19 protein-coding genes are annotated in these 20,991 nt (G+C 39.8%); 10 read left to right on the top strand and 9 right to left on the bottom strand.

The window, feature by feature from the left end:
• Positions 1-53: 53 nt before the first annotated feature.
• From ACF8D3_RS15510 to ACF8D3_RS15480, 7 genes are all read right to left on the bottom strand, one after another.
• On the bottom strand, positions 54-1,733 hold the full coding sequence (locus tag ACF8D3_RS15510) for an AMP-binding protein (RefSeq protein WP_004876300.1): 1,680 nt from the start codon (positions 1,731-1,733) through the stop codon (positions 54-56).
• A 156-nt stretch (positions 1,734-1,889) separates the two neighbouring features.
• The gene (gene parC / locus ACF8D3_RS15505; RefSeq protein ID WP_004876299.1) at positions 1,890-4,109 is read right to left on the bottom strand and encodes a DNA topoisomerase IV subunit A; all 2,220 of its coding nucleotides are present in this window, start codon (positions 4,107-4,109) and stop codon (positions 1,890-1,892) included.
• Between the two features lie 150 nt (positions 4,110-4,259).
• Complete coding sequence (locus tag ACF8D3_RS15500) at positions 4,260-4,787, bottom strand: hypothetical protein (protein ID WP_392472289.1); 528 nt, start codon at positions 4,785-4,787, stop codon at positions 4,260-4,262.
• 34 nt (positions 4,788-4,821) lie between these two features.
• On the bottom strand, positions 4,822-5,412 hold the full coding sequence (locus ACF8D3_RS15495; RefSeq protein WP_392472287.1) for a hypothetical protein: 591 nt from the start codon (positions 5,410-5,412) through the stop codon (positions 4,822-4,824).
• 7 nt (positions 5,413-5,419) lie between these two features.
• Complete coding sequence (locus ACF8D3_RS15490; RefSeq protein WP_004876296.1) at positions 5,420-6,064, bottom strand: trimeric intracellular cation channel family protein; 645 nt, start codon at positions 6,062-6,064, stop codon at positions 5,420-5,422.
• Between the two features lie 51 nt (positions 6,065-6,115).
• Positions 6,116-6,598: a YchJ family protein gene (locus ACF8D3_RS15485; RefSeq protein ID WP_392472285.1), complete on the bottom strand. Its 483-nt coding sequence runs from the start codon at positions 6,596-6,598 to the stop codon at positions 6,116-6,118.
• A 138-nt stretch (positions 6,599-6,736) separates the two neighbouring features.
• A complete protein-coding gene (locus ACF8D3_RS15480; protein ID WP_392472283.1) occupies positions 6,737-8,314 on the bottom strand; it encodes a TerC family protein in 1,578 nt (525 codons plus the stop codon).
• A 326-nt stretch (positions 8,315-8,640) separates the two neighbouring features.
• On the opposite strand from ACF8D3_RS15480, the gene ACF8D3_RS15475 reads away from it, so the two are divergent.
• Positions 8,641-9,261, top strand: coding sequence for a TIGR00730 family Rossman fold protein (locus ACF8D3_RS15475; protein ID WP_026094243.1), 621 nt, complete (start codon positions 8,641-8,643; stop codon positions 9,259-9,261).
• A gap of 52 nt (positions 9,262-9,313) precedes the next feature.
• On the opposite strand, the gene ACF8D3_RS15470 is transcribed toward ACF8D3_RS15475, so the two are convergent.
• Positions 9,314-11,095 (bottom strand): choice-of-anchor I family protein, encoded by a 1,782-nt coding sequence (locus ACF8D3_RS15470; protein ID WP_392472281.1) that lies wholly within the window; start codon positions 11,093-11,095, stop codon positions 9,314-9,316.
• A gap of 163 nt (positions 11,096-11,258) precedes the next feature.
• On the opposite strand from ACF8D3_RS15470, the gene mdtD reads away from it, so the two are divergent.
• From mdtD to ACF8D3_RS15425, 9 genes are all read left to right on the top strand, one after another.
• Entirely contained in the window at positions 11,259-12,647 is a 1,389-nt protein-coding gene (gene mdtD / locus ACF8D3_RS15465; protein WP_023013624.1) for a multidrug transporter subunit MdtD, read from the top strand.
• A 46-nt stretch (positions 12,648-12,693) separates the two neighbouring features.
• A complete protein-coding gene (locus ACF8D3_RS15460) occupies positions 12,694-13,662 on the top strand; it encodes a hypothetical protein (protein WP_392472279.1) in 969 nt (322 codons plus the stop codon).
• Between the two features lie 10 nt (positions 13,663-13,672).
• On the top strand, positions 13,673-14,434 hold the full coding sequence (locus tag ACF8D3_RS15455) for a GH25 family lysozyme (RefSeq protein WP_392472276.1): 762 nt from the start codon (positions 13,673-13,675) through the stop codon (positions 14,432-14,434).
• A gap of 1 nt (position 14,435) precedes the next feature.
• Positions 14,436-15,491: a DNA polymerase IV gene (gene dinB / locus ACF8D3_RS15450; protein ID WP_392472351.1), complete on the top strand. Its 1,056-nt coding sequence runs from the start codon at positions 14,436-14,438 to the stop codon at positions 15,489-15,491.
• 304 nt (positions 15,492-15,795) lie between these two features.
• Positions 15,796-16,518 (top strand): two-component system response regulator CreB, encoded by a 723-nt coding sequence (gene creB, locus ACF8D3_RS15445; RefSeq protein ID WP_161626786.1) that lies wholly within the window; start codon positions 15,796-15,798, stop codon positions 16,516-16,518.
• Positions 16,519-16,521: 3 nt separating this feature from the next.
• Positions 16,522-17,988 (top strand): two-component system sensor histidine kinase CreC, encoded by a 1,467-nt coding sequence (gene creC, locus ACF8D3_RS15440; protein WP_392472275.1) that lies wholly within the window; start codon positions 16,522-16,524, stop codon positions 17,986-17,988.
• A 75-nt stretch (positions 17,989-18,063) separates the two neighbouring features.
• Positions 18,064-19,452 carry a cell envelope integrity protein CreD gene (gene creD, locus ACF8D3_RS15435; protein WP_004876277.1) on the top strand — a complete coding sequence of 463 codons (1,389 nt, stop codon included), beginning with the start codon at positions 18,064-18,066 and terminating at the stop codon, positions 19,450-19,452.
• A gap of 59 nt (positions 19,453-19,511) precedes the next feature.
• Positions 19,512-19,715 (top strand): hypothetical protein, encoded by a 204-nt coding sequence (locus ACF8D3_RS15430; protein ID WP_023013618.1) that lies wholly within the window; start codon positions 19,512-19,514, stop codon positions 19,713-19,715.
• A gap of 76 nt (positions 19,716-19,791) precedes the next feature.
• Positions 19,792-20,148, top strand: a complete 357-nt coding sequence (locus tag ACF8D3_RS15425) for a RidA family protein (protein WP_004876275.1) — start codon at positions 19,792-19,794, stop codon at positions 20,146-20,148.
• Here the strand turns inward: ACF8D3_RS15425 and ACF8D3_RS15420 are convergent.
• Positions 20,145-20,675, bottom strand: coding sequence for a DUF2726 domain-containing protein (locus tag ACF8D3_RS15420; RefSeq protein ID WP_023013617.1), 531 nt, complete (start codon positions 20,673-20,675; stop codon positions 20,145-20,147). The genes ACF8D3_RS15425 and ACF8D3_RS15420 overlap by 4 nt on opposite strands.
• Positions 20,676-20,991 lie beyond the last annotated feature (316 nt).

Raw genomic sequence — 20,991 nt, 5'->3', positions numbered from 1 at the left:
CCGCAATTGCGGCGTTTTTTTAGCGTCCCTGCTTGAGCAGGAGGCTAAGCTTATTAAGCTGGTTTACGTAAATCTTTACGTAAGATTTTACCAACATTTGATTTTGGCAATTCTTCCATAAATTCAACATAACGTGGGCATTTATAGCCTGTTAAGTTTTGTTTCGCGTAAGCAAGAATTTCTTCAGTCGTTAGAGATGGATCTTTCTTCACGATGAATAATTTAGGTACTTCACCTGATTTTTCATCTGGCACACCAATCGCAGCAACTTCCAATACTTTTGGATGTTTCGCAATAACTTCTTCAATTTCACTTGGATAAACATTGAAGCCAGAAACTAAGATCATGTCTTTCTTACGGTCTACAATCTTGAAGTAGCCACGTGTATCCATAACACCGACGTCACCTGTACGGAAGAAACCATCTTTGGTCATTACCTTTTCAGTTTCATCAGGACGGTTCCAATAGCCTTTCATGACTTGAGGACCACGGATTGAAATCTCACCTTGTTCACCTTGTGCCACTTCATTACCATCATCATCAAGTAATACAACTTCCGTTAATGGCAATGGAATACCAATAGTGCCACTGAATTCAGTTGTTGCAGGTGGGTTCGCAGTCGCAACTGGCGAAGTTTCAGATAAACCATAACCTTCAATAATGATTGTGCCTGTAACTTTTTTCCATGCTTCAGCAGTTGATGGCAACACAGCCATACCACCACCCATAGCCATCTTCAATTTGCTGTGATCAAGTTGTTTAAACTCTTCGTTGTTCACTAAAGCATTAAACAAAGTGTTTACAGCAGGGAAGAATGATGGTTGGTATTTACGTAATTCACCAACTACAGCAGGTAAATCACGTGGGTTAGGAATCAAGATATTTGCTTGCCCCTTATACATACCATAAAGTGCACACACCATGAATGCAAAGATGTGGTAGAGCGGCAATGCACACACGATACGATCATCTTTAGCGCCATCGCCTGTACCGAATTTGCTTGAGAAAATACCATCACATTGCAATAGATTCGATACAAGGTTACGGTGAGTTAACTCAGCACCTTTAGAAACACCTGTAGTACCACCCGTATATTGCAATACAGCCGTATCACTTAACGTCAAGCTTGGGCGTTTATAGTTGCTAGGGTTAGCTTTGTTTAAAGCCGTGTTGAATTTCACATGACCTGGAATATTCCAAGCAGGGATTTGTTTGCGTACTTTGCGTAAAACAAAGTTTACAATTGTTCCTTTTAATGTACCGAGCATGTCACCTACAGAAGCAACCACAACATGCTTCACAGGTGTTTTACCAATAATGCTTTGGTAAACGCTAGCAAAGTTTTCAATGATCACTAATGCTTCAGCACCAGAGTCATTTAACTGATGTTCAAGCTCACGCGCTGTATAAAGTGGGTTTACATTGACAAGTACTAAACCAGCACGGAATACACCAAGAGCAACCACAGGATACTGGAAAACGTTCGGCATCATCACCGCAACACGTGTTCCTTTTGCCAAGCCAAGGCTTTGTAAATATGTCGCGAATTTACGGCTAGCGACTTCTAATTCATTGTACGTTAAAACTTTATCCATGAAGATAAAGGCATCACGTGAACCAAATTTTTGGAAATTGCGTTCAAAAATATCAACAAGTGAGGTGTTTTCAGCAGGCAGCGCAACTGTTTCTGGAATTCCTGTCTTTTGGTATTCAGCAAACCAAATCTTTTCCATAATGCCATTATCTCCGAGTGGTAATCCTTAAAAATGTAACAACGTTACTTTCCATGACAAAACATTTTTTTTAACTTTTTGCATTGCCCTGTCAATCTATTCAAACAATATGAATACATTTCATATATAACGTATTTGTGACACAGAATACTAGCCTTATCTCTGAATGAAGAGTCTATTTGCTTTTTGATATCCCCGTGGTAAAAGTTGCCCCTTTGTTGCTCTTTTTCCTATATATTTTTGGAGATCATCCCCTTTCAGTTTTAGATGCTGTTGTCCTGCAGCGACTTGGATTATTTCATCTAAATTCAGGGTTGTCATGGATAAAATTTGCTCTTTTTCATCAAGTTGTATCAACTTATTACCTTTACCCTTATTCAGTACAGGTAACTCTGCTAAATCAACAATAAGCAAACGACCTGATGAACTCAGGATTGCAACATGCGTTGCTTGATGAATTGGCAACAATGGTAAAGCTGTTGCTTTGTCCGTTACTGTTAAGAAAGCCTTACCCGCTTTTGCATTAGTATCAAGCTGTGCAATTTGCGTTTTAAAACCATAACCTTTGGTGCTTGCTGCAAGAATGTCATGGCTGTTATCACCTGTTAACACTTGGATAAATGACACACCGCTGGCTGGCGCTAATTTAGAACTAAGCGGTTCACCAAGTCCTCGAGCCGAAGGCAAACTGCTGATTGGCAAAGCATAACTTCGCCCCGTCTCATCTAAGAAGTAGACTCGCTGGTTGGTTTTACCCACCGCATGGCTGAGATATTGGTCACCTGCACGATAATTTAAATTCGCTGCATCGACCTCACCACCTTTCGCAGCACGTACCCAACCTGCCTCTGAGAGGACAACTGTGACCGTTTCTGCTGGCAATAAATCTTGCTCTTTAATTTGTACGGCCTCTGCACGCGCAACAATTGGAGAGCGACGATCATCACCAAACTTTTTCGCATCTTCTTTTAATTCATTGATGATTAGATTCTTTAAAGATTCTGGATTTGCCAATTGCTCACGAATAATGGCCGCTTTAGCTTCTAACTCTTCCTGCTCACGACGAATTTCCATCTCTTCAAGTTTCGCCAAATGACGAAGTTTGAGTTCTAAAATCGCTTCGGCTTGAATATCGTCAATGCCAAAATGCTGCATCAATACTGGTTTCGGTTGATCTTCTTCACGAATGATTCGAATCACAGTATCAATATCGAGGTAAGCAATTAAAAGACCTGCCAAGATATGTAAGCGTTTTTCGATTTTATTTAAATGGTATTGCAAACGACGTGTCACTGTTTGCTTACGAATCTCAATCCATTCCAACAAAATACGACGAATTGATTTAACTTGCGGACGCCCATCAGCGCCAATCATGTTTAGATTAACGCGATAGCTCGACTCTAAATCTGTCGTTGCAAATAAATGACTCATCACTGTTTCTGCATCGACACGATTAGAACGTAGTACGATCACCAAACGGGTTGGATTTTTATGATCAGATTCATCACGTACATCACTCACCAGCGGCAATTTCTTGGCAATCATCTGGTCTGCGATTTGGGTAATCACTTTAGAACCTGAAACTTGATACGGCAGTTCAGTAATGACTATTTCATTTTTATCGACAGCGTATACCGCACGCATACGGTAACTACCACGACCTGTGGTTTGAATTTTTAATAATTCATCAGGTGGGGTAATAATTTCAGCTTTCGTTGGTAAATCTGGAGCAGGAATATATTCTGCTAACTTTTCATCTGTCGTTTCTGGATTACGAATCAACGCAATCGTACCTTTCACCACTTCACGTAGATTATGTGGTGGAATATCAGTTGCCATCCCGACAGCAATACCTGTGGTACCATTCAACAAAATATTTGGAATACGTGCAGGTAAAGTAATTGGTTCTTTCATTGAACCATCAAAGTTATCTTGCCACTCACTTGTACCTTGCCCAAGTTCACTCAGCAATAATTCACTATAAGCAGAAAGTTTGGCTTCGGTATAACGCATTGCCGCAAATGATTTTGGATCATCAGGCGAACCCCAGTTACCCTGACCTTCAACCAATGGATAACGATAGCTAAATGGTTGTGCCATCAACACCATGGCTTCATAACAGGCTGAATCACCATGCGGATGGTATTTACCCAGTACATCACCAACGGTACGTGCCGATTTTTTTGGCTTACCTGTCGATTTTAAGCCCAGCTCACTCATCGCATAGACAATACGACGCTGTACAGGTTTTAAACCATCACTGATATGTGGCAATGCACGATCCATAATCACGTACATGGCATAGTTCAAATAAGCTTGTTCTGTGAATTCAGCTACGGAACGGTTTTCGGTTGCATGATGTGCAAGGCTGGTCATTTCAGCGAGTCATCCAAATTCATTTATTATCGTCAATGTTTTGTATGCTATGTGGATGAAAGCGTTGTGACAAGCCCTTGTTGTTGTTTAAACGTCAAATGGTGTCTTGTTGGGAGAATTTGTAATTGAATAAGGTAATGAACCAACTTTTTAGCTATCAAATCGGAGACTTTCTCTGAATAATTTCATTTTAACTTCATCAATATTCAAGATTTGCAAGGAGATCAATTCATTATTAACGTTAAAACCAAAACTGAAATTACAATCACACACATATTCAATTGTATTTTCTAAAGGTAAAAATACGAGTTCAATATAATTTTTACCCATGAATAATTGGAACTCTGTATCAAATGCATCCTTAAATCTACTAGAAAAATCATCCGAATCATCTGACCAAGATGACACATCAAAAATTGGTAAATATACTTGTGCTAAATCACTAGAAAACAAATTCTTTCCTGTTTGAATCAGCTTATGGCAGCTAAAGCTAACCAACGTAATTGTTGATAATTCACCAGTCTTTAAAAGGCCGACTTCAACTAAAGACGTACGGCCATTACCGCCTCTCCAATACAAATCTGGAGATTTTTCATTGAAATGAATATCAAAGGGTACATAACCATCAATTTCGATCGAATGAGATTGATAAATACCTGTAGTAATTCTTTTTAACATCTAAGGCTTCATAAACCAGAGTTAATGAGATGTATCATAAATTGCCATAAACGACAATAAATTCAGCATCACTTAGCTGCTCATTCCACCAAGTGATTACTAATCCCAAGAAATTATTTATTTGAGAGTTATTCGTTTGAATTTTCTTTATCTCATTTAAAATACAGAGACTCGTTTCATGATCAAAATAGTTTTCGCCACACATATCAAAAGAAGATTGTAGATTAGAAGCTGACACAGCTTGGAAAATTTTTAGGATGCAATCAAAATCCTGTACTGGAATAAAAATATCATTTGAACTCGTTTTAGTACCTTCAGATTCAGCCCAAAGAATAAACCCTATTTCATTCTTTATTTTTTTTCGATTTTCACGTGTTGTAAGAAGTATCACTTGTGACTTAATCTTTCTAATTGACTGTTCAACATCAAAATTACAATGCAGATAAATCTCCTGTGCTACTGAAATTTGGCAGTCAGTCACCTGAATTATTTTTTGAATATTATCTTTATGGTAACCAACGATCGCAGCAGATACATCATTTTGATTTTCTTTTAAAAGCTTTATCGCATATGCAAGCGGAATAGAGAACTCATTTCTTATTTGCTCAATTTTTTCTCTATCCATTTTAATCTCAATGCTCATCCGTAGATGAAGCAGACTCGGCATCATCTTCTTGATAAATAAATTTCGGCATTTCCAAACCAAAATAAATTGCGATCAAACGTAAGGTAAAACCAAAAACTAAAGTGAAAATTACAGTCAAATCATGTGGTAGGCCAAGCTCTAAACATACCCAATAGCAAATAACTGCAACGAAAGAAATACTCGCATAAAGCTCACGGCGGAACACTAAAGGTACATCATTACACAAGATATCACGCAGAATACCACCCGACACTCCTGTTAATACGCCAGCCACCGCAGATACTACAAAGCCATGTCCCATCGATAATGCAATTTGACAACCAATAATGGTAAAACCAATGAGTCCCAAGGCATCCAGTACCAAGAAAATATTACGTAAATGACGCATCCACTTGGCAATAATGATCGTTACAAATGCAGCCGCACAAGTAAGTACCAAATACTCAGGATGCTTCACCCATGTTAACGGATAGTGACCTAATAGCACATCTCGGACTGAGCCACCACCTAGAGCCGTCACGCAGGCAATCAGTACCACACCAAACCAATCCATACTACGTCGACCCGCTGACAGCGCTCCTGTCATCGCTTCCGCAGTAATGGCAATAATATAAATAACGGTGAGTAACATCTGCCTACATCCTAAATCAGGCGTAAAAGTGTGCGCTATTTTAAGACAAACTTAGATGAATTGTGCACAACATTGCTTAAATTTTTTCCCCGAACCACAAATACAAGGCTGTTTCATCGTGATTGGCATATCCAAGGTTGGATCAAGAAAATACCAGCGCTGTTGATGTAAAACAAAATGTGAAATTTCATGATGAATATGCTGCTGTTTACCATCTTGATTTTGATCACAGTAATGCGCTTTGAACTCGACCAAGGCATGTGTTTTATCTAGTTTAGGCTGATGTTGTACCACTTCGAGTTTGAGCCATTGATTCGATTTGCTCCAATCTGCAATCGCAGCACGATCTAAATAAGCCTGCTGCCCAGTCGCAGTGGTCGACAAAATATAATCCACTTGCTGCAAAGCAAAGGCACTATAACGAGAACGCATTAACTGCTCTGCATTTTGTGCAAATTGCTGCTCTAAATGCAAAGGCTGACAACATTCAACATATAAGCCGCGCCCACATGGACAATTTTTTAGCAGTGTCATGGTTCTTTCTCAAATAAAAATAGCCTTGGGATCAATCATAAACTATTTAAGTTTCGTCTATGAAAACCCAAGGCTATCCGCTATTACAAATTACTTTTTCACGTACAGCATAGCTGTTCGCACAAAGCGTGACTGTATTTAATCTCGCTCTGGCTTGTCTTTAGCGATGATGCGCACTTTTTCAATTTTGTGCCCATCCATCGTCACCACTTCAAATAAGTAACCATCCGCTTCAACCGTCTCACCATTTTCAGGTAAACGACCTAAATGGAACAAGATATAACCTGATAAGGTTGAATATTCTTCACTTTCATCAACCAAGTCTTTGCCCAATAACAATGAAACGTGACGAATATCGGTTGAACCTTCTAATAGAGTTGAACCATCTTCTAGGCTTTCAGCCGCTGCTTCCAGTTCATCCTCATCAGGGAATTCACCTGCGATCGCCTCTAATACATCAATCGGCGTGGCAATCCCTTCAATCGAGCCATATTCATTCAACACAATTGCCATTTGTAATGGTGCTTGACGTAATTGCTCCATCACCATCAACACTTGCGCATTTTCATGAACAATCAACGGTTCACGTAAATGCTTAGCAAAATCAATTGCGCCTGTTTCGATGTATTCATTCAGGACTTTATGCGTCAGGACAATACCTTCAATATTGTCTAATTCACCGCGTGCCACGATCAGACGCGAATGCGTCATTGCCATTAAACGTGCTTTTAACTCGTCAGGTTCAGCCTCTAAATCTAACCATTCAAGCTCAGGGCGCGGTGTCATCACCGACTTCACTGGACGTTCAGATAAACCTAAAACACCTTGCACCATAACACTGTGGTACACACCATTGTCTTCGTCAAAAACTTCTTTGGCATAAGCTTGTGTTGCCAGAACATCTTCAGCTTCATTGTTCTGCCCTTCACTGCCTTTACCACCGAGCATCCGCAAAACGGCTGACGCGGTGCGATAACGCAAGTCCGTTGTCGTCACGAGTTTCTCTTGGTTACGGCGCATAGTTTGATTGACCATCTCGACCAATACAGAGAAACCAATCGCTGCGTATAAGTAACCTTTAGGAATATGGAAGCCAAAACCTTCAACCACCAATGAGAAACCAATCATCATTAAGAAGCCAAGACACAGAATCACCACTGTTGGGTGCTTATTCACAAAGTCCATCAGCGGTTTTGATGCCCAAAGCATAATACCAACAGCAATAATCATTGCCAGCATCATTACACTTTGATGCTTCACCATTCCCACAGCAGTAATGACACTATCTAAAGAAAAGACAGCATCCAAAACCACAATCTGAACAATAACCATCCAGAACGTCGCATGTACGGGGTTTTCTTCTTTCAGTGTTTGGTGACCTTCGATTCGTTCATGTAACTCCATTGTGCCCTTAAATAACAAGAACACACCACCAAATAATAGGATCAAGTCACGACCAGAAAAAGCATGATCAAAAATATGGAACAATGGTTCAGTGAGTGTCACCACCCATGCGATGGCAGCAAGTAGTCCCAAGCGCATGAATAAAGCGAGAATCAAACCAACGCGACGCGCAGTATTACGTTGTTCAGGTGGCAGCTTTTCAGCTAAAATTGCAATAAAAACAAGGTTATCAATACCCAATACAATTTCGAGCACCACCAAAGTTGCTAAACCTACCCATGCAGCGGGGTCAGACATCCATTCCAGAATCATTGATGTGACTCCTCGGCTAAATCAGCAATATTTTTATCAAGTGGAAAGTTTAAAAGATCGGCAGGCGTCGCCAAAACATTTTTTTTAGGAAATAAGAATAAAGCGGAGCAACAACAACCACTACTCATAGAGGGACATGAATTAATAAAAGGATTTTCAGTATAGGCAAGATTCCAGTGAAATTCATCTATTTTATGTGGATGTTTTTTGCAAATTCTTTCTCACAATGACAAATAGGCATTGTATGTAAAATGTGCATAAAACTGTCATAAAAGTGATTTAGCCTAGACAAGCACAATGAAAATGATAAGGTGAAAATAAACGAAATGAATAGTGTATTAAGAATGACTGAAAATAAAACGATTACTCTCCCAAAAACAACTCAACCTCTTATTGCTTTATATTGCGGTTCACGTACAGGCAATAAACCCATTTATCGTGATAAAGCCATCGAACTTGCTCAACACATTGCCAATCAAGGTTTTGGTATCGTTTATGGTGGTGCAAGTATCGGCTTAATGGGACAAGTCGCCGATACTGTACTGGAACATAGCGGTGAAGTGGTTGGTGTGATTCCTGAATTTATGCTGGATTATGAAATTGCCCACAGCAAACTCACTGAATTGCATATTGTAAAAACCATGCATGAACGTAAAGCGCTTATGGCTGAGCGTGCAAATGCATTTATTGCATTGCCAGGTGGTCTTGGAACTTTCGAAGAAATTCTTGAAATCGCGACATGGGGACAGCTCAACCAACATCAAAAACCTATGATCATTTATAACGTGAATCGTTTCTATGATCCGCTGATCGCACAGCTAGATCATGCTGTCGAAGAAGGTTTTTTACCTCCACAACATCGCGCGAAAGTAATCATCTGCGATACGCTTGAACAAATTTCCAGCGTCATCAAAAATCTAAGCACACCAACACATATCGAAGTTTAAGCAAAAATAGATAAAAAAGCGGATCAAATTATCCGCTTTTTTTGGGTCTACTCTACTGCACGTTGATTTGGTAAATTGCAGTTGAACCACTCACTTCATTGCCCACCACCAAAAGCGGCTTACCGTTTGGTGCATCTTTAGCTGCAATAAAAATTAATCCTTCTGGCCCTAAATCACCTTGTTTCGCTGTATCTGCCTCAGCAAAGTTACGTGTGCTGAAATATTCAATAAACTTCGGCTGATTTGGCGTGCTGATATCATACACCATAATGCCACTCATACGCTCTAAACCAATAAATGCGAAGGTCTTTTTGCCAATAGCACCCACCGCAATTCCTTCGGGTTCAGGCCCTTTATTATCACTACGGTCATCAAAGGCAGCTTCTTCATGATCACTATTAAAATACGCTGGGAACAATTCTGCTGTTTTCTTCTCAAACTCACTGCCTGAATCCCAAACGAGCTGAGCTTGTGTATTCCAAATGCTAAATGAACGTGCACCATATGCATAAAGCTTGTCATAGGTTAATAAACCGTTGGCATCTAACTTTGGCGAACCATCGGCATTGGTTTGATAACCCATATTCCATGCGATATTCAAACGCCCGAGATTTGGGTCTTTACGGCAATCACCCGCTTCAGTCGCTGTTGCGCCGCAGTAAGCAAAAGTGACTGGGTTGAGTTTTGCACCTTTCACCCCATTCGCAAACTTCTGTAAATGGGCAGGATAATCACCGTCTGCATTGAAACCTTTGCTATTAAACAAATGTTTCATTCGAATATTTTCAACATAACCTTTGGTCATGTCCCCTGCAAAATAAGCATCTTCATCAGCCAACCATTCACGGCTATCGCCTTCATTTGCAGTAACTAAATAGGTTTGTCCATTGGCTTGATAATTGGCAATCGAATCAGGTTGGTACATACCTACCAGACCTGCCCACGTTTTAATATTGATCAATCCATCTTTATCACTGACATCTAACTCATTGCCCACTTGACCATGATCTTTGTAACCCAATGGGTAAATGTCCGTTACTTTTTGCTGTGCAAGATCAATGCGTGCGATTGCATTATTTTCCTGCAAAGTCACCCATGCAGTTTTGCTGTCAGCAGAGACCGTGATGTATTCAGGCTCTAAGTCTTGAGCAACGGTTGCATTTGGCCCAAAAATACGCACACCTTTTGCAATCAAATCAGCTTTTTGGTTATTCCATGCTTTAAAATCAGCAACACTGGCTTTCGGTTGTTGAATATTATGCACATCAATAATGCTGACCGAACCTTCAGGATCAATAGAATAATCATCATTCGGTTCAGCCTCATTTGCGACCAGTACCGTATTGCCATCGGGGCTAAAAGTCACCATATCAGGCAATGCACCGACTGCAACTTTGCTGATAAAACTCAAATCCTTCGCATTAAAGAATGCGACAACTCCCACATCTGTTTTATTGGCTGCTTGAACTGCAATCGCAACGATTCCATTTTTCACGGCAACACTATTTACTTCTGAATCTGTCAAATAGGCGCGTGCAGAAAGCTCTGCGATATGCACAGGCTTTTCAGGTGCTGAGACATCTAATACATCAACCAAACCTTTTTGGGCATTTACGACAAATAGACGTTTGGCTGCTGCGTCATAGGCAGGAATTTCCGCAGCGCTTTGAGCAAATATATTGGTTTCATATCGACCCAATAAACTGAGTTTAATCGTCTCAGGCGTAGGCTCAACTACTTCAGGCGTATTGTTGTGGTTGTCATTATCATCATTACAAGCAACCAACCCCACAGACAGCATTGCTGCCAATAAAACTGAAATCTTAAATTTCATGCTCAATTTCCATACAATTCTTTTATATGGCTAATCTAGTGTTGTGAGGTGCAAGTTCGATGACACTTTCATGTCAGTTCAATGACGACTCTTTGACAATTTTTGGCTTTATTTCAGGCAGAGTTGCTTTAAACTAAAGCTGACTTTTAATTCGTCACAACTTATGACAACGACCACGCATCAAGCTGTACAACCTGAATTTCGACTGTTGGTATTTTTGGTGTCGATTGGCTTTTTTATGCAAGCCTTGGATACCACAATCGTTAATACCGCCATTCCAGCGATGGCAGTACAACTCAATGAAAATCCCTTGCAAATGCATGGTGTCATTGTGGCCTATGTCTTATCCGTTGCAGCTTGTATTCCGTTAAGTGGCTGGTTGGCGGATCGCTTTGGTATTCGTAATATTTATCTCAGCGCAATGGTCATTTTCAGCTTGGCGTCTCTGGGCTGTGGCTTATCACAAAACCTAGAACAACTGCTATTTTTCCGTGTGATTCAAGGCATTGGCGGTGCATTATTGATGCCTGTCGGGCGTTTGGCACTACTCAAATTGATTCCCCGTTCGCAATTCTTGTCCGCGATGAGCTTAATGAGCTTAGCAGGTTTGCTTGGGCCATTAATGGGACCGTCCTTGGGTGGTTGGTTGGTCGAGGTCAGCACATGGCATTGGATATTCCTCATTAACATTCCGATGGGTATTCTCGGGATGATCATGACTCTGAAAGTCATGCCGAATCAGAAAGAGCCTACAGTAAAACATTTCGATTTGAGCGGTTTTATTTTATTGATGGTTGCCATGGTTGGACTATCTCTCGGAATCGAAAATATTGCCTCACCGCAGTATTCACACTGGGTCAGTCTAAGTCTGTTAATCGTTGGAGTGATTGCAACCTGTAGCTATGCCTATCATGCGCATAGCCATCAAAATGCACTATTCCATGGACGTTTATTCCGCTACAAACTCTATTCGATCGGCGTGCTCGGTAACTTTTTCGCACGTTTAGGTAGCAATGCAATTCCATTTCTTCTCCCACTGATGCTACAAGTTGCTTTTGGGTTTGAGCCATTTATCACGGGTTTAATGATGATCCCTGCTGTTTTGGGTTCTTTATTCTCGAAGCCAATTGTTCGCCCCTTAATTCAGCATGTCGGCTATCGTCGTTTCTTACTGACCAATACGGTGCTAGTCGGATTATGTATCATCAGTTTTTCGTTGATGACAGCGGCAACTCCCCTTTGGCTGAAAGTGCTCCATCTATTTATTTTTGGGACTTTAAATTCACTGCAATTTGTCGGCATGAATACATTTACTTTAAAAGATTTGCCACAACAAGACGCCAGTAGTGGCAATAGTTTCTTATCAATGATCATGATGTTATCCATGAGTATGGGCGTGGCGTTAGCAGGTACACTGATCAATACATTTGAGCAACATTTTACAACAGCGACCATCGACACCGCATTTCATGCCACATTGATCACACTTGGCTGTATCAACATCATTACAGCACTTGTGTTTTGGCAGATTCCCAAAGACACAACAGACTAAAAAGAACGATCAACCCTACACTCACAATGACAATAAGGAAAACCACATGATCATCCCGCGATATTGGGCTGAAGCGAAAACTAAAATGAAATTTGAAGGCCGACAATATACGATTAAACGCTTTGGTTGGTCGGATCAAAACGTAGAATCTACTCAACAGCATGCTGAACAACGTGTTGCTGGAGCGATAGAACAACTTAAAAAAGACAAAAAGATTCGCCGACTCGATCATAAAGTCGCTTATAACGGCGCTGAAGGTTTACCGATTCGGGAGGAAATTATTGCCCAACAGGATGATGTCATCATTACCCGAAATAGCTACGGAGCGTTGTGCCTAAATACACCTGATGTATTATTTGCTGATGTTGATCTGATCCATCATCCTAGCTCGAAGCTTGCTACGACTGTATTTCTTACCCTACTCAGCTTGAGCGGCCTGTGTACGATTTACTTGAGTTCTTGGTGGATCTTCGGCTTTGGATGTGTCATCGCATTATTTATAACTGGCCTGATCAGTAAATGGTTATTCCATATTCAATCCAAATTTACAGGCACACCAGCACAACGTGCCTTAGAAAAAATCCGTCACTTCTCACAACAACATCCTGATTGGCATTTACGCGTCTATCGTACGCCGAATGGTTATCGCATTTTAGTTATGCATCAAACTTTTGATCCTCGGGGTGAACCAGCACAAAACTTATTCCAAGCCATTTCAACGGACAGTTGTTATGTCCTGATGTGCAAAAATCAAAATTGTTTTCGTGCTCGCATTAGTCCCAAACCTTGGCGCATCGGAGTTGAACGCTTGCGACAAGGGATATGGCCCGTTCAGCAAGAACGAATTGCACAACGAGCAGATTGGGTTCAAAACTATCAACAACATGCTCAAAATTATGCATCCTGTAGATTTATAGAACAATTTGGTCACCAACTCAGCCATCCCAAAGCGAAACGCGTACAATTACTGCATGATCAATATTGTAAATCTGATACTCAACTCGAAATCGCATAACTGAACAACCATGACCAAGACAAAACCGAAACAACGACTTTCCCAGTATTATCCAACGCTCACCAGTGTTGGTTTAGCACTCATGCTTGGATTAGTGAGCTATTTCGGTTTGTTCTACCAACAGAAAGCATCTGCAAAAGATTATTCAATTCGTGGTTTTGATGTATCTCATCATCAAGGTGATATTGATTGGAAAAAAATTTCACCGCAGCATTATCAGTTTGTTTACCTCAAGGCGACTGAAGGTGGTGACTTTAAAGATCGAAAATTTCAAGAAAACTGGCTAAAAGCGCGTGAACAGGGTTTACATGTCGGTGCCTATCACTTCTATCGTTTATGTCGCGATGGGCAAGTTCAAGCAGAAAATTTTATAGCGACTGTGCCCAATAAAACGGATGCATTACCGCCTGTCATCGATCTCGAATATGACAGTAATTGTATTAATACCTATACCAAAGAGCAGTTGCTTAAAGAAATCCAAGTGATGCATGACCAACTTCAGAAGCATTACGGTAAACAGCCCATTTTTTATATTTCTAAAAGCTTTTATCACATCGTATTGATGGGCAATTTTAATCAAACACCTTTATGGGTGAGAGATTATGAATCAAAACCTGAACTGAAAGATGGTCGAAAATGGATGTTTTGGCAGCATACCAGTCAAGGTAAAATTCAAGGCGTGCCTAAAGCAGTGGACTTAAATGTCTATGCAGAATCACCAAAAGAATGGTTTCTGTTTTTACAAGAACAAGGCATTCAAGATGGCAAATGAACTGCGCAAAATCATTCATATCGATATGGATGCCTTTTATGCATCAGTCGAACTCAGAGATCGCCCTGAGCTTAAAGACTTGCCTGTGGTCATTTCCTCTCATCATCCTCGTGCCGTCATCGCAGCAGCGTCCTATCCTGCACGAGTGTTTGGCTTACGTTCAGCAATGTCGATGGGACAGGCAAAAAAGCTTTGTCCGCAAGTGGTGGTGATCGAACCGCATTTTGAAAAATATCGTGAAGTTTCAGCTCAAATTCATCAGATTTTCCAAAAATACACACCGCTCATTGAGCCACTTTCTTTAGATGAAGCTTATTTAGATGTCACGGAAAATTTAAAAAATATTTCGAGCGCAACGGAAGTTGCGACACAAATTCGAGCTGATATTTTTGCCGTTACGGGGCTAACCGCCTCTGCGGGTGTTGCTCCAAATAAGTTTTTGGCAAAAATTGCATCGGACTGGAATAAACCCAATGGTTTGTTTGTGATTAAGCCCCATCAAGTCCTAAAATTTATCCAAGATTTAGCGCTGAATAAAATTCCAGGGGTCGGTAAGGTTACTCAAGAAAAACTTAATCAGCTCAATCTACATACACTTGGTGATCTGCAACAAATTGACGAAAATGTGCTGATTCATCATTTCGGTAAATATGGAAAGCAACTATATTTATATGCGCAAGGCATTGATCATCGTCCTGTAAAAGCAGAGCGTGAACGCCAACAGATATCAAAAGAAATTACCTTTGATGATGACTATACCCTTGCTCAATGCCAACATGCTTGGCAACCGCTCAGTGAACAAGTTTGGCGCAGCCTGAATAAAAAACAACTTACAGCGCGTGGTGTAAACGTCAAATTAAAACTCAAGAATTTTCAGGTGCTACAACACAGCAAGAGCTTTAAAAGTCCTTTGCAATCACAACATGATTTGCAACAAGTTGTGATTCAACTACTCGAAGAAATGCATATAGATCCTGATTTTCAATTCCGCTTAGTCGGTGTTGGTGTATATCAACTTCAACAAGCTCAGGAAGAATCCCAACTTTCATTGTGGTAGTGCTGATTTTTTACACAAAAGCACAGCGCTCACTTAAATTTATGTTTGCTTTTTATCCAGTTTTCAGTACTCTAGGCAGCGCAGTAACTTTATCCTTGTTACCTGCCCATGCTAAAGAAATCCTCGCTTTTAGCATCTGCTCCTGTGGTTGGCGTGACGATCAAATCCGAATATTACAGGGCACTTTTGGTGTCCTTCATACATATTTCCACTAGCGATAAAAATTCTTAGAATCTTCTGCATTGCTCAATAAGTTCAGATAAACTCAATTTAATAAAATCAGAAAACGATTGATTACAACGAGATCATGAACCCTAAACAAATTCTTTGTGTTGAAGACGAAGCTGCGATTATTCTACCACTCCGTTATGCGCTTGAGCGTGAAGGATGGACTGTTCATTGGGCAAATACGGGTACTCAAGCTTTAGCAATGAGTGCATTACAAACTTTTGATTTTATTATTCTTGATGTCGGCTTACCTGATATGAATGGTTTTGAAGTGTGTAAACAACTTCGCAGAAAAGATCATACCCCTTTACTTTTTTTAACCGCTCGAGACGATGAAATTGATCGTGTTGTAGGGCTGGAAATTGGCGCTGATGATTATTGCAGCAAGCCATTTAGCGCGCGAGAAATCGTGGCGAGAATCAAAGCGATTTGGCGTAGAATGGAGATTCAAGCACAGCCTGTAACCGCATCACTTGAAATTCCTGAAACTGACGTTACTTTGCAATCGGCAACATGGTCATGTAATCCACAAGCCTTACAAATCCAATATCATGGGCAAATGTTGCAACTTACGCGATATGAATACCGCTTGTTATTTTTGCTAATTCAGCATCCTGAGCAGGTCTTTAGTCGCCAACAATTGATGGACCATATTTGGGAACACCCAGAGCATAGTTTGGAACGAACTGTCGATACACATATCAAAAGCTTAAGACAAAAGCTCAAACAAATTACGCCAGACGATGACCCAATACGAACCCATCGAGGTTTTGGTTATAGTTTAATGAAGTTGGATTAAAACATGTCCATCTTTATTCGCATTTGGTTTTTCTTTAGCTTAGTCGTTGTACTCAGTTTAAGCTTTATCGCTTATACACTCACTCAACAAGTGAAACCCAATGTACGACAAGTGGTTGAAGACACGCTTGCCGAAAATGCCAATATTATTGCCCAACTCATTGCTGAAGATGTGTATCAACATCAAGTCAATACGCCTGAATTTAATCAAAAAGTTCAAGCTGCATTATCTCGTCAACTTGATGCAACCATTTGGCAGCATAAAAAAGAAGAAATTAATCAACAGCTTTATATTACTGATCAGCATGGCATTGTGATTTATGATTCAGAAGGAAAAGCTGTTGGACAGGATTATTCTCAATGGAATGACGTCTATTTAACCTTAAGAGGAAAATACGGCGCGCGCTCTACAGCAACGAACCCTGATGACCGCAATAGCAGTGTGATGCATATCGCCGCACCGATCATTTATAAACAACAGTTGCTCGGTGTGGTCAGTATTGGTAAGCCCAACCAGTCAGTACAGCCCTATATTGCTCGTGCAGAACAGCAATTGATTTATCAAGCACTTTGGATAGCAGCGCTCAGTCTTTTGCTTGCCAGTATAGTGGCGTATTGGCTTAAACATAGCATTGATCGGGTTCGTCGTTATGCGCAAGCACTTGCACCTGTGAATCAAGCTCCATTCTTTTATTCAGCCAAAGAACTCAATCAAGTGACCCAAGCACTCAGTGAAATGCGTGAGAAACTTGAAGATAAAGCCTATGTTGAAAATTACGTCAATACATTAACGCACGAGCTAAAAAGCCCACTGACTGCCATTCAAGCCAGTGCAGAGCTATTGCAAGATGATCTACCACCAGCAGATCAACAGCAATTTGCACAACATATCATGCAGCAAAGTCAGCGCTTACAGTCTTTGATCGAACGAATGCTTTTATTAACGCGTTTAGAAAAAAATGATCATGCGCTTGAGTTCCAAACATTAGATCTATGCCTATTATTAAAACAATGCTTTTTACAGCAAAATAGTGCCTTACAACTCAAAAATCTCCATATTCAACTGGAACTACCTGAATATTGCAGCATATATGCCGATCCCTTTTGGCTGAAACAGGCGCTAAATAATCTACTTGATAATGCAAGGGACTTTTGCCCTCCCGATGGAAAAATAGCAGTTCATCTCAAACAAGATCATGCGAATCATCAGATCGAAATTTTATTTTTTAATGAGGGAGAGTCTATCCCTTCATACGCGATAAATCGTATTTTTGAGACTTATTTTTCACTGCCTCGACCACATAATCAGCAACGTAGTACTGGGATTGGTTTAAGCATTGTTCAACACATTATTCAGCAACATCGAGGTAAAATTACGATTCAAAATATCTCTGCAAATGCTCTCGATTTCTTAGAGAATCACCACTCGGGCGTACTGGTCACACTAACACTTCATACAAACTTCACATAAACTTCAAATCGAGCGCATTCAAAATGCATATCACCTTGGAATACTTGTCATATCACTATGACAATGGATTCCACCATGCGCCGTAACTTTATTCATCTTAAAATCGGAGCAATTCTGTTCTTGATTTTCATTTTTTATATTGGACTTCTATTTATTTCCAATCTCGTTTCTGAACGCCAAAGCTATCAACAACAAGTGATTAATGATATTGCAAATGAACAAATTCGACCACAACAAATCATCGCACCTTACTTAAAATTGCCCTATCAAGTCCAAACAACATGCACAGATGAGGATAAGAAAACCTATAGCTGCAACCAAACTCTTTTTATTGTTCTAGGTGCAGAATCTGCGGACTGGCGTGCGCAATTCAAAGTATCCGATAACACATATAAGCGCACAATTTACAAAGCGATTAGCTATCAAAATTCAATGTCAGGCAAAGGTTCTTTTAAAGCAATCGATAATAAATCTCAACGGCATTATCTATGGGACCAAGCCGAAATCATCTTCCCGATTCAAGATGCTCGTGGACTCAATGCCAAACCTATTCTAAACATTGAAAATAAGACCTATAAATTTGATTTTTATGAACAAAGCCAAGGAAAAAATAGCTTTGATTTAATGCATATTACCACTCAACAATATCCTGAACTGATTCAAAAATTTCAACAAGGTTTTAAGTTTAATCTAAAGTTTGAACTTGAAGGACTCAGTGAATTTAGTTTTATTCCAACCAGCTATGAAATGACCTATCAAGCTCAAGGGAATTGGAGCGATGTAAAATATGATGGACAAAGTTTGCCATTCAAAAAACTCAATCAGAAAAACCACTTTCAGGCTGACTGGAAAAATATCGCTTTAGGTAAGCGAAATTTGGATCGTATCGCCCTATGTGAAAATAGCCAATGTTTCTATCAAGCGCTCAATTCTAGAGAAAATCCAGACAATCAATATGAAAGTAATGCATCCAGAGCCAATATTTCTGGTATTTCTACTCAATTTCTAGACCCTGTAAACATCTATACACAAACAGATCGTGCCATTAAATATGGTGTTATGGTGATCATTATTACCTTTGGATGCTTCTTTTTATTCGAAGTTTTAAAACAACTAAAAATCCATCCCATCCAATATGCACTTGTTGCAATGGCACAAGGCGTATTCTTTGTTTTATTGCTTTCAATCAGTGAATACTATGCATTCGCTTGGGCATATCTGATCGCGGCAATCGCTTGTATTGGCTTAATCACATGGTATTTGTATTTCGTCGTTAAAGGATTTAAAGCCGCATTTTTATTTGGAGTTCTGCTAAGCATTTTGTACAGCATGATGTATCTATTACTACAATCTAGCGGTAAGACCTTCTTATTTGGCTCCATCCTCTCCTTTATTCTCATCGCCTGCGTCATGTTCATTACACGTCATGTCAACTGGTATCAATCTGAACAACAAAGCACATAAATCATCATTGGGCGAAGCGATTTCGCCCATTTTTTCAAAATTGAAAAAGGAATAATGATATGTATCACAGCGCTTATGCAACGATTAGTCAACTGAAACAACTGTGCCCTCTGCATAGCTCTATCGCAACCTGTTTAAATCAACTACGATATGCCAATATTCAATTTTTAAATTTGGGCAGCTTGATTGTCTGTCCACAACAACGCTGTGCTTTATTTTTCTATCAACGTCACTTGATGGAAATACAAGCTTTTAGGATTTGACTTAAAACAAATTTACACTCTAGGTTTATCTCATCTATTACAATTAAACAAAATCTATTCTTATTAGGAACATAAAATGTCTGTGCAACGACTACATGTCACCTCTCGTTTTTGTGAAGTCGCAATCTCAGGAAATTTAGTTCATTTGGCAGGTCAGCTTGCAGATGATACCAGTGTAGATGCGGCTGCACAGACACAGCAGACCTTAGACAATATTGATCGTTTACTTGCCGAAGCAGGAACAGATAAAACACATATTTTATCCGTGTTGATTTTTTTAAAAGACATTGAGAAAGATTATGCAGCAATGAATGCAGTATGGGATGCGTGGATTGCTGAGGGTCACCCCCCAGCACGTACTTGCGTAGAATCTAAACTGTATGCACCTGATGTTTTAGTTGAAATGACGGTCACAGCCGTGAAGCCAGATTAAGACTTTGCAGCGAACATATTATATTTCATGATATGTTCTGCTTGTACCATACCTGTTGATACTGTCGAAATTGTGGTATTGGGTTCTAATGGATCAGATACCAAATCATCACGTAACTCTTGCTCAGTTGGAATACTGCTATAACGCAAAACTCGATAACCAGCCAGCTCAAGCAAACTATCTTGGTAATGTTTTTGATGAAGGCGGTTCACATAAGACTCATCAACAATCTCAATCACAACCAAAACCTGATGTTGTTGATCTAATACAACGAAATCAGCAACTAAACCTTGATATTTACGGCGCGTATGAGCGTATTTAGTCGTTAATAATGCATCAAAAGACACATGCGCTAAAATCGTATGTCTTGGTAACACAGCCTGAAGACGCATCAAGGTGATCTGTTCTGAAATGGTGAGAATACCACGTCTCTTTAAGGGGCTGTCTTGACGTTGATTTTGGTGTAAACGCCGAAGCACAAGTGCTGCAATTAGCAGCAATCCTACTATTGTTATGAAATAATACATTTCTAACCAATCCTTTAGATTTTTTATAATCATTTTGGCTATGATGCCAATTTTTTTAATCAATACTTTTTTAGTCAAAAGCAAGCGATAGCAAAGTCATTTTAGCAATACAAACTTAAAATTATTCATCCTTTTTTACAAGCCGACCAAAGTCGTAAAAGTTTGCTGCCCTTTTATTTATAATCATCGAGCAGTAAATATTCAAGTTGATATTGTCAGTATATGTTTCTATTGCGTTATGAAAAATTAAAGCCGATGTGACACAACTCACAATATTACTTAAAAAGAAGGCATTCTATTGAATGCCTTCTTTTGT

Source organism: Acinetobacter sp. YQ_14 (assembly GCF_043102985.1).
Taxonomy (GTDB): Bacteria; Pseudomonadota; Gammaproteobacteria; order Pseudomonadales; family Moraxellaceae; genus Acinetobacter; species Acinetobacter venetianus.
This window is presented reverse-complemented; position numbering and strand designations above follow the sequence as displayed.

Bases quoted from the DNA above. Each gene is read 5' to 3' on its own strand.
- mdtD (WP_023013624.1), top strand. From the start codon at position 11,259: ATGACAACGACCACGCATCAAGCTGTACAACCTGAATTTCGACTGTTG.
- ACF8D3_RS15425 (WP_004876275.1), top strand. From the start codon at position 19,792: ATGTCTGTGCAACGACTACATGTCACCTCTCGTTTTTGTGAAGTCGCA.
- creC (WP_392472275.1), top strand. From the start codon at position 16,522: ATGTCCATCTTTATTCGCATTTGGTTTTTCTTTAGCTTAGTCGTTGTA.
- ACF8D3_RS15460 (WP_392472279.1), top strand. From the start codon at position 12,694: ATGATCATCCCGCGATATTGGGCTGAAGCGAAAACTAAAATGAAATTT.
- parC (WP_004876299.1), bottom strand. From the start codon at position 4,109: ATGACCAGCCTTGCACATCATGCAACCGAAAACCGTTCCGTAGCTGAA.
- ACF8D3_RS15490 (WP_004876296.1), bottom strand. From the start codon at position 6,064: ATGTTACTCACCGTTATTTATATTATTGCCATTACTGCGGAAGCGATG.
- ACF8D3_RS15455 (WP_392472276.1), top strand. From the start codon at position 13,673: ATGACCAAGACAAAACCGAAACAACGACTTTCCCAGTATTATCCAACG.
- ACF8D3_RS15500 (WP_392472289.1), bottom strand. From the start codon at position 4,787: ATGTTAAAAAGAATTACTACAGGTATTTATCAATCTCATTCGATCGAA.
- ACF8D3_RS15470 (WP_392472281.1), bottom strand. From the start codon at position 11,095: ATGAAATTTAAGATTTCAGTTTTATTGGCAGCAATGCTGTCTGTGGGG.
- ACF8D3_RS15510 (WP_004876300.1), bottom strand. From the start codon at position 1,733: ATGGAAAAGATTTGGTTTGCTGAATACCAAAAGACAGGAATTCCAGAA.
- ACF8D3_RS15475 (WP_026094243.1), top strand. From the start codon at position 8,641: ATGAATAGTGTATTAAGAATGACTGAAAATAAAACGATTACTCTCCCA.
- ACF8D3_RS15495 (WP_392472287.1), bottom strand. From the start codon at position 5,412: ATGGATAGAGAAAAAATTGAGCAAATAAGAAATGAGTTCTCTATTCCG.
- ACF8D3_RS15480 (WP_392472283.1), bottom strand. From the start codon at position 8,314: ATGATTCTGGAATGGATGTCTGACCCCGCTGCATGGGTAGGTTTAGCA.
- ACF8D3_RS15485 (WP_392472285.1), bottom strand. From the start codon at position 6,598: ATGACACTGCTAAAAAATTGTCCATGTGGGCGCGGCTTATATGTTGAA.
- creD (WP_004876277.1), top strand. From the start codon at position 18,064: ATGCGCCGTAACTTTATTCATCTTAAAATCGGAGCAATTCTGTTCTTG.
- ACF8D3_RS15420 (WP_023013617.1), bottom strand. From the start codon at position 20,675: ATGTATTATTTCATAACAATAGTAGGATTGCTGCTAATTGCAGCACTT.
- ACF8D3_RS15430 (WP_023013618.1), top strand. From the start codon at position 19,512: ATGTATCACAGCGCTTATGCAACGATTAGTCAACTGAAACAACTGTGC.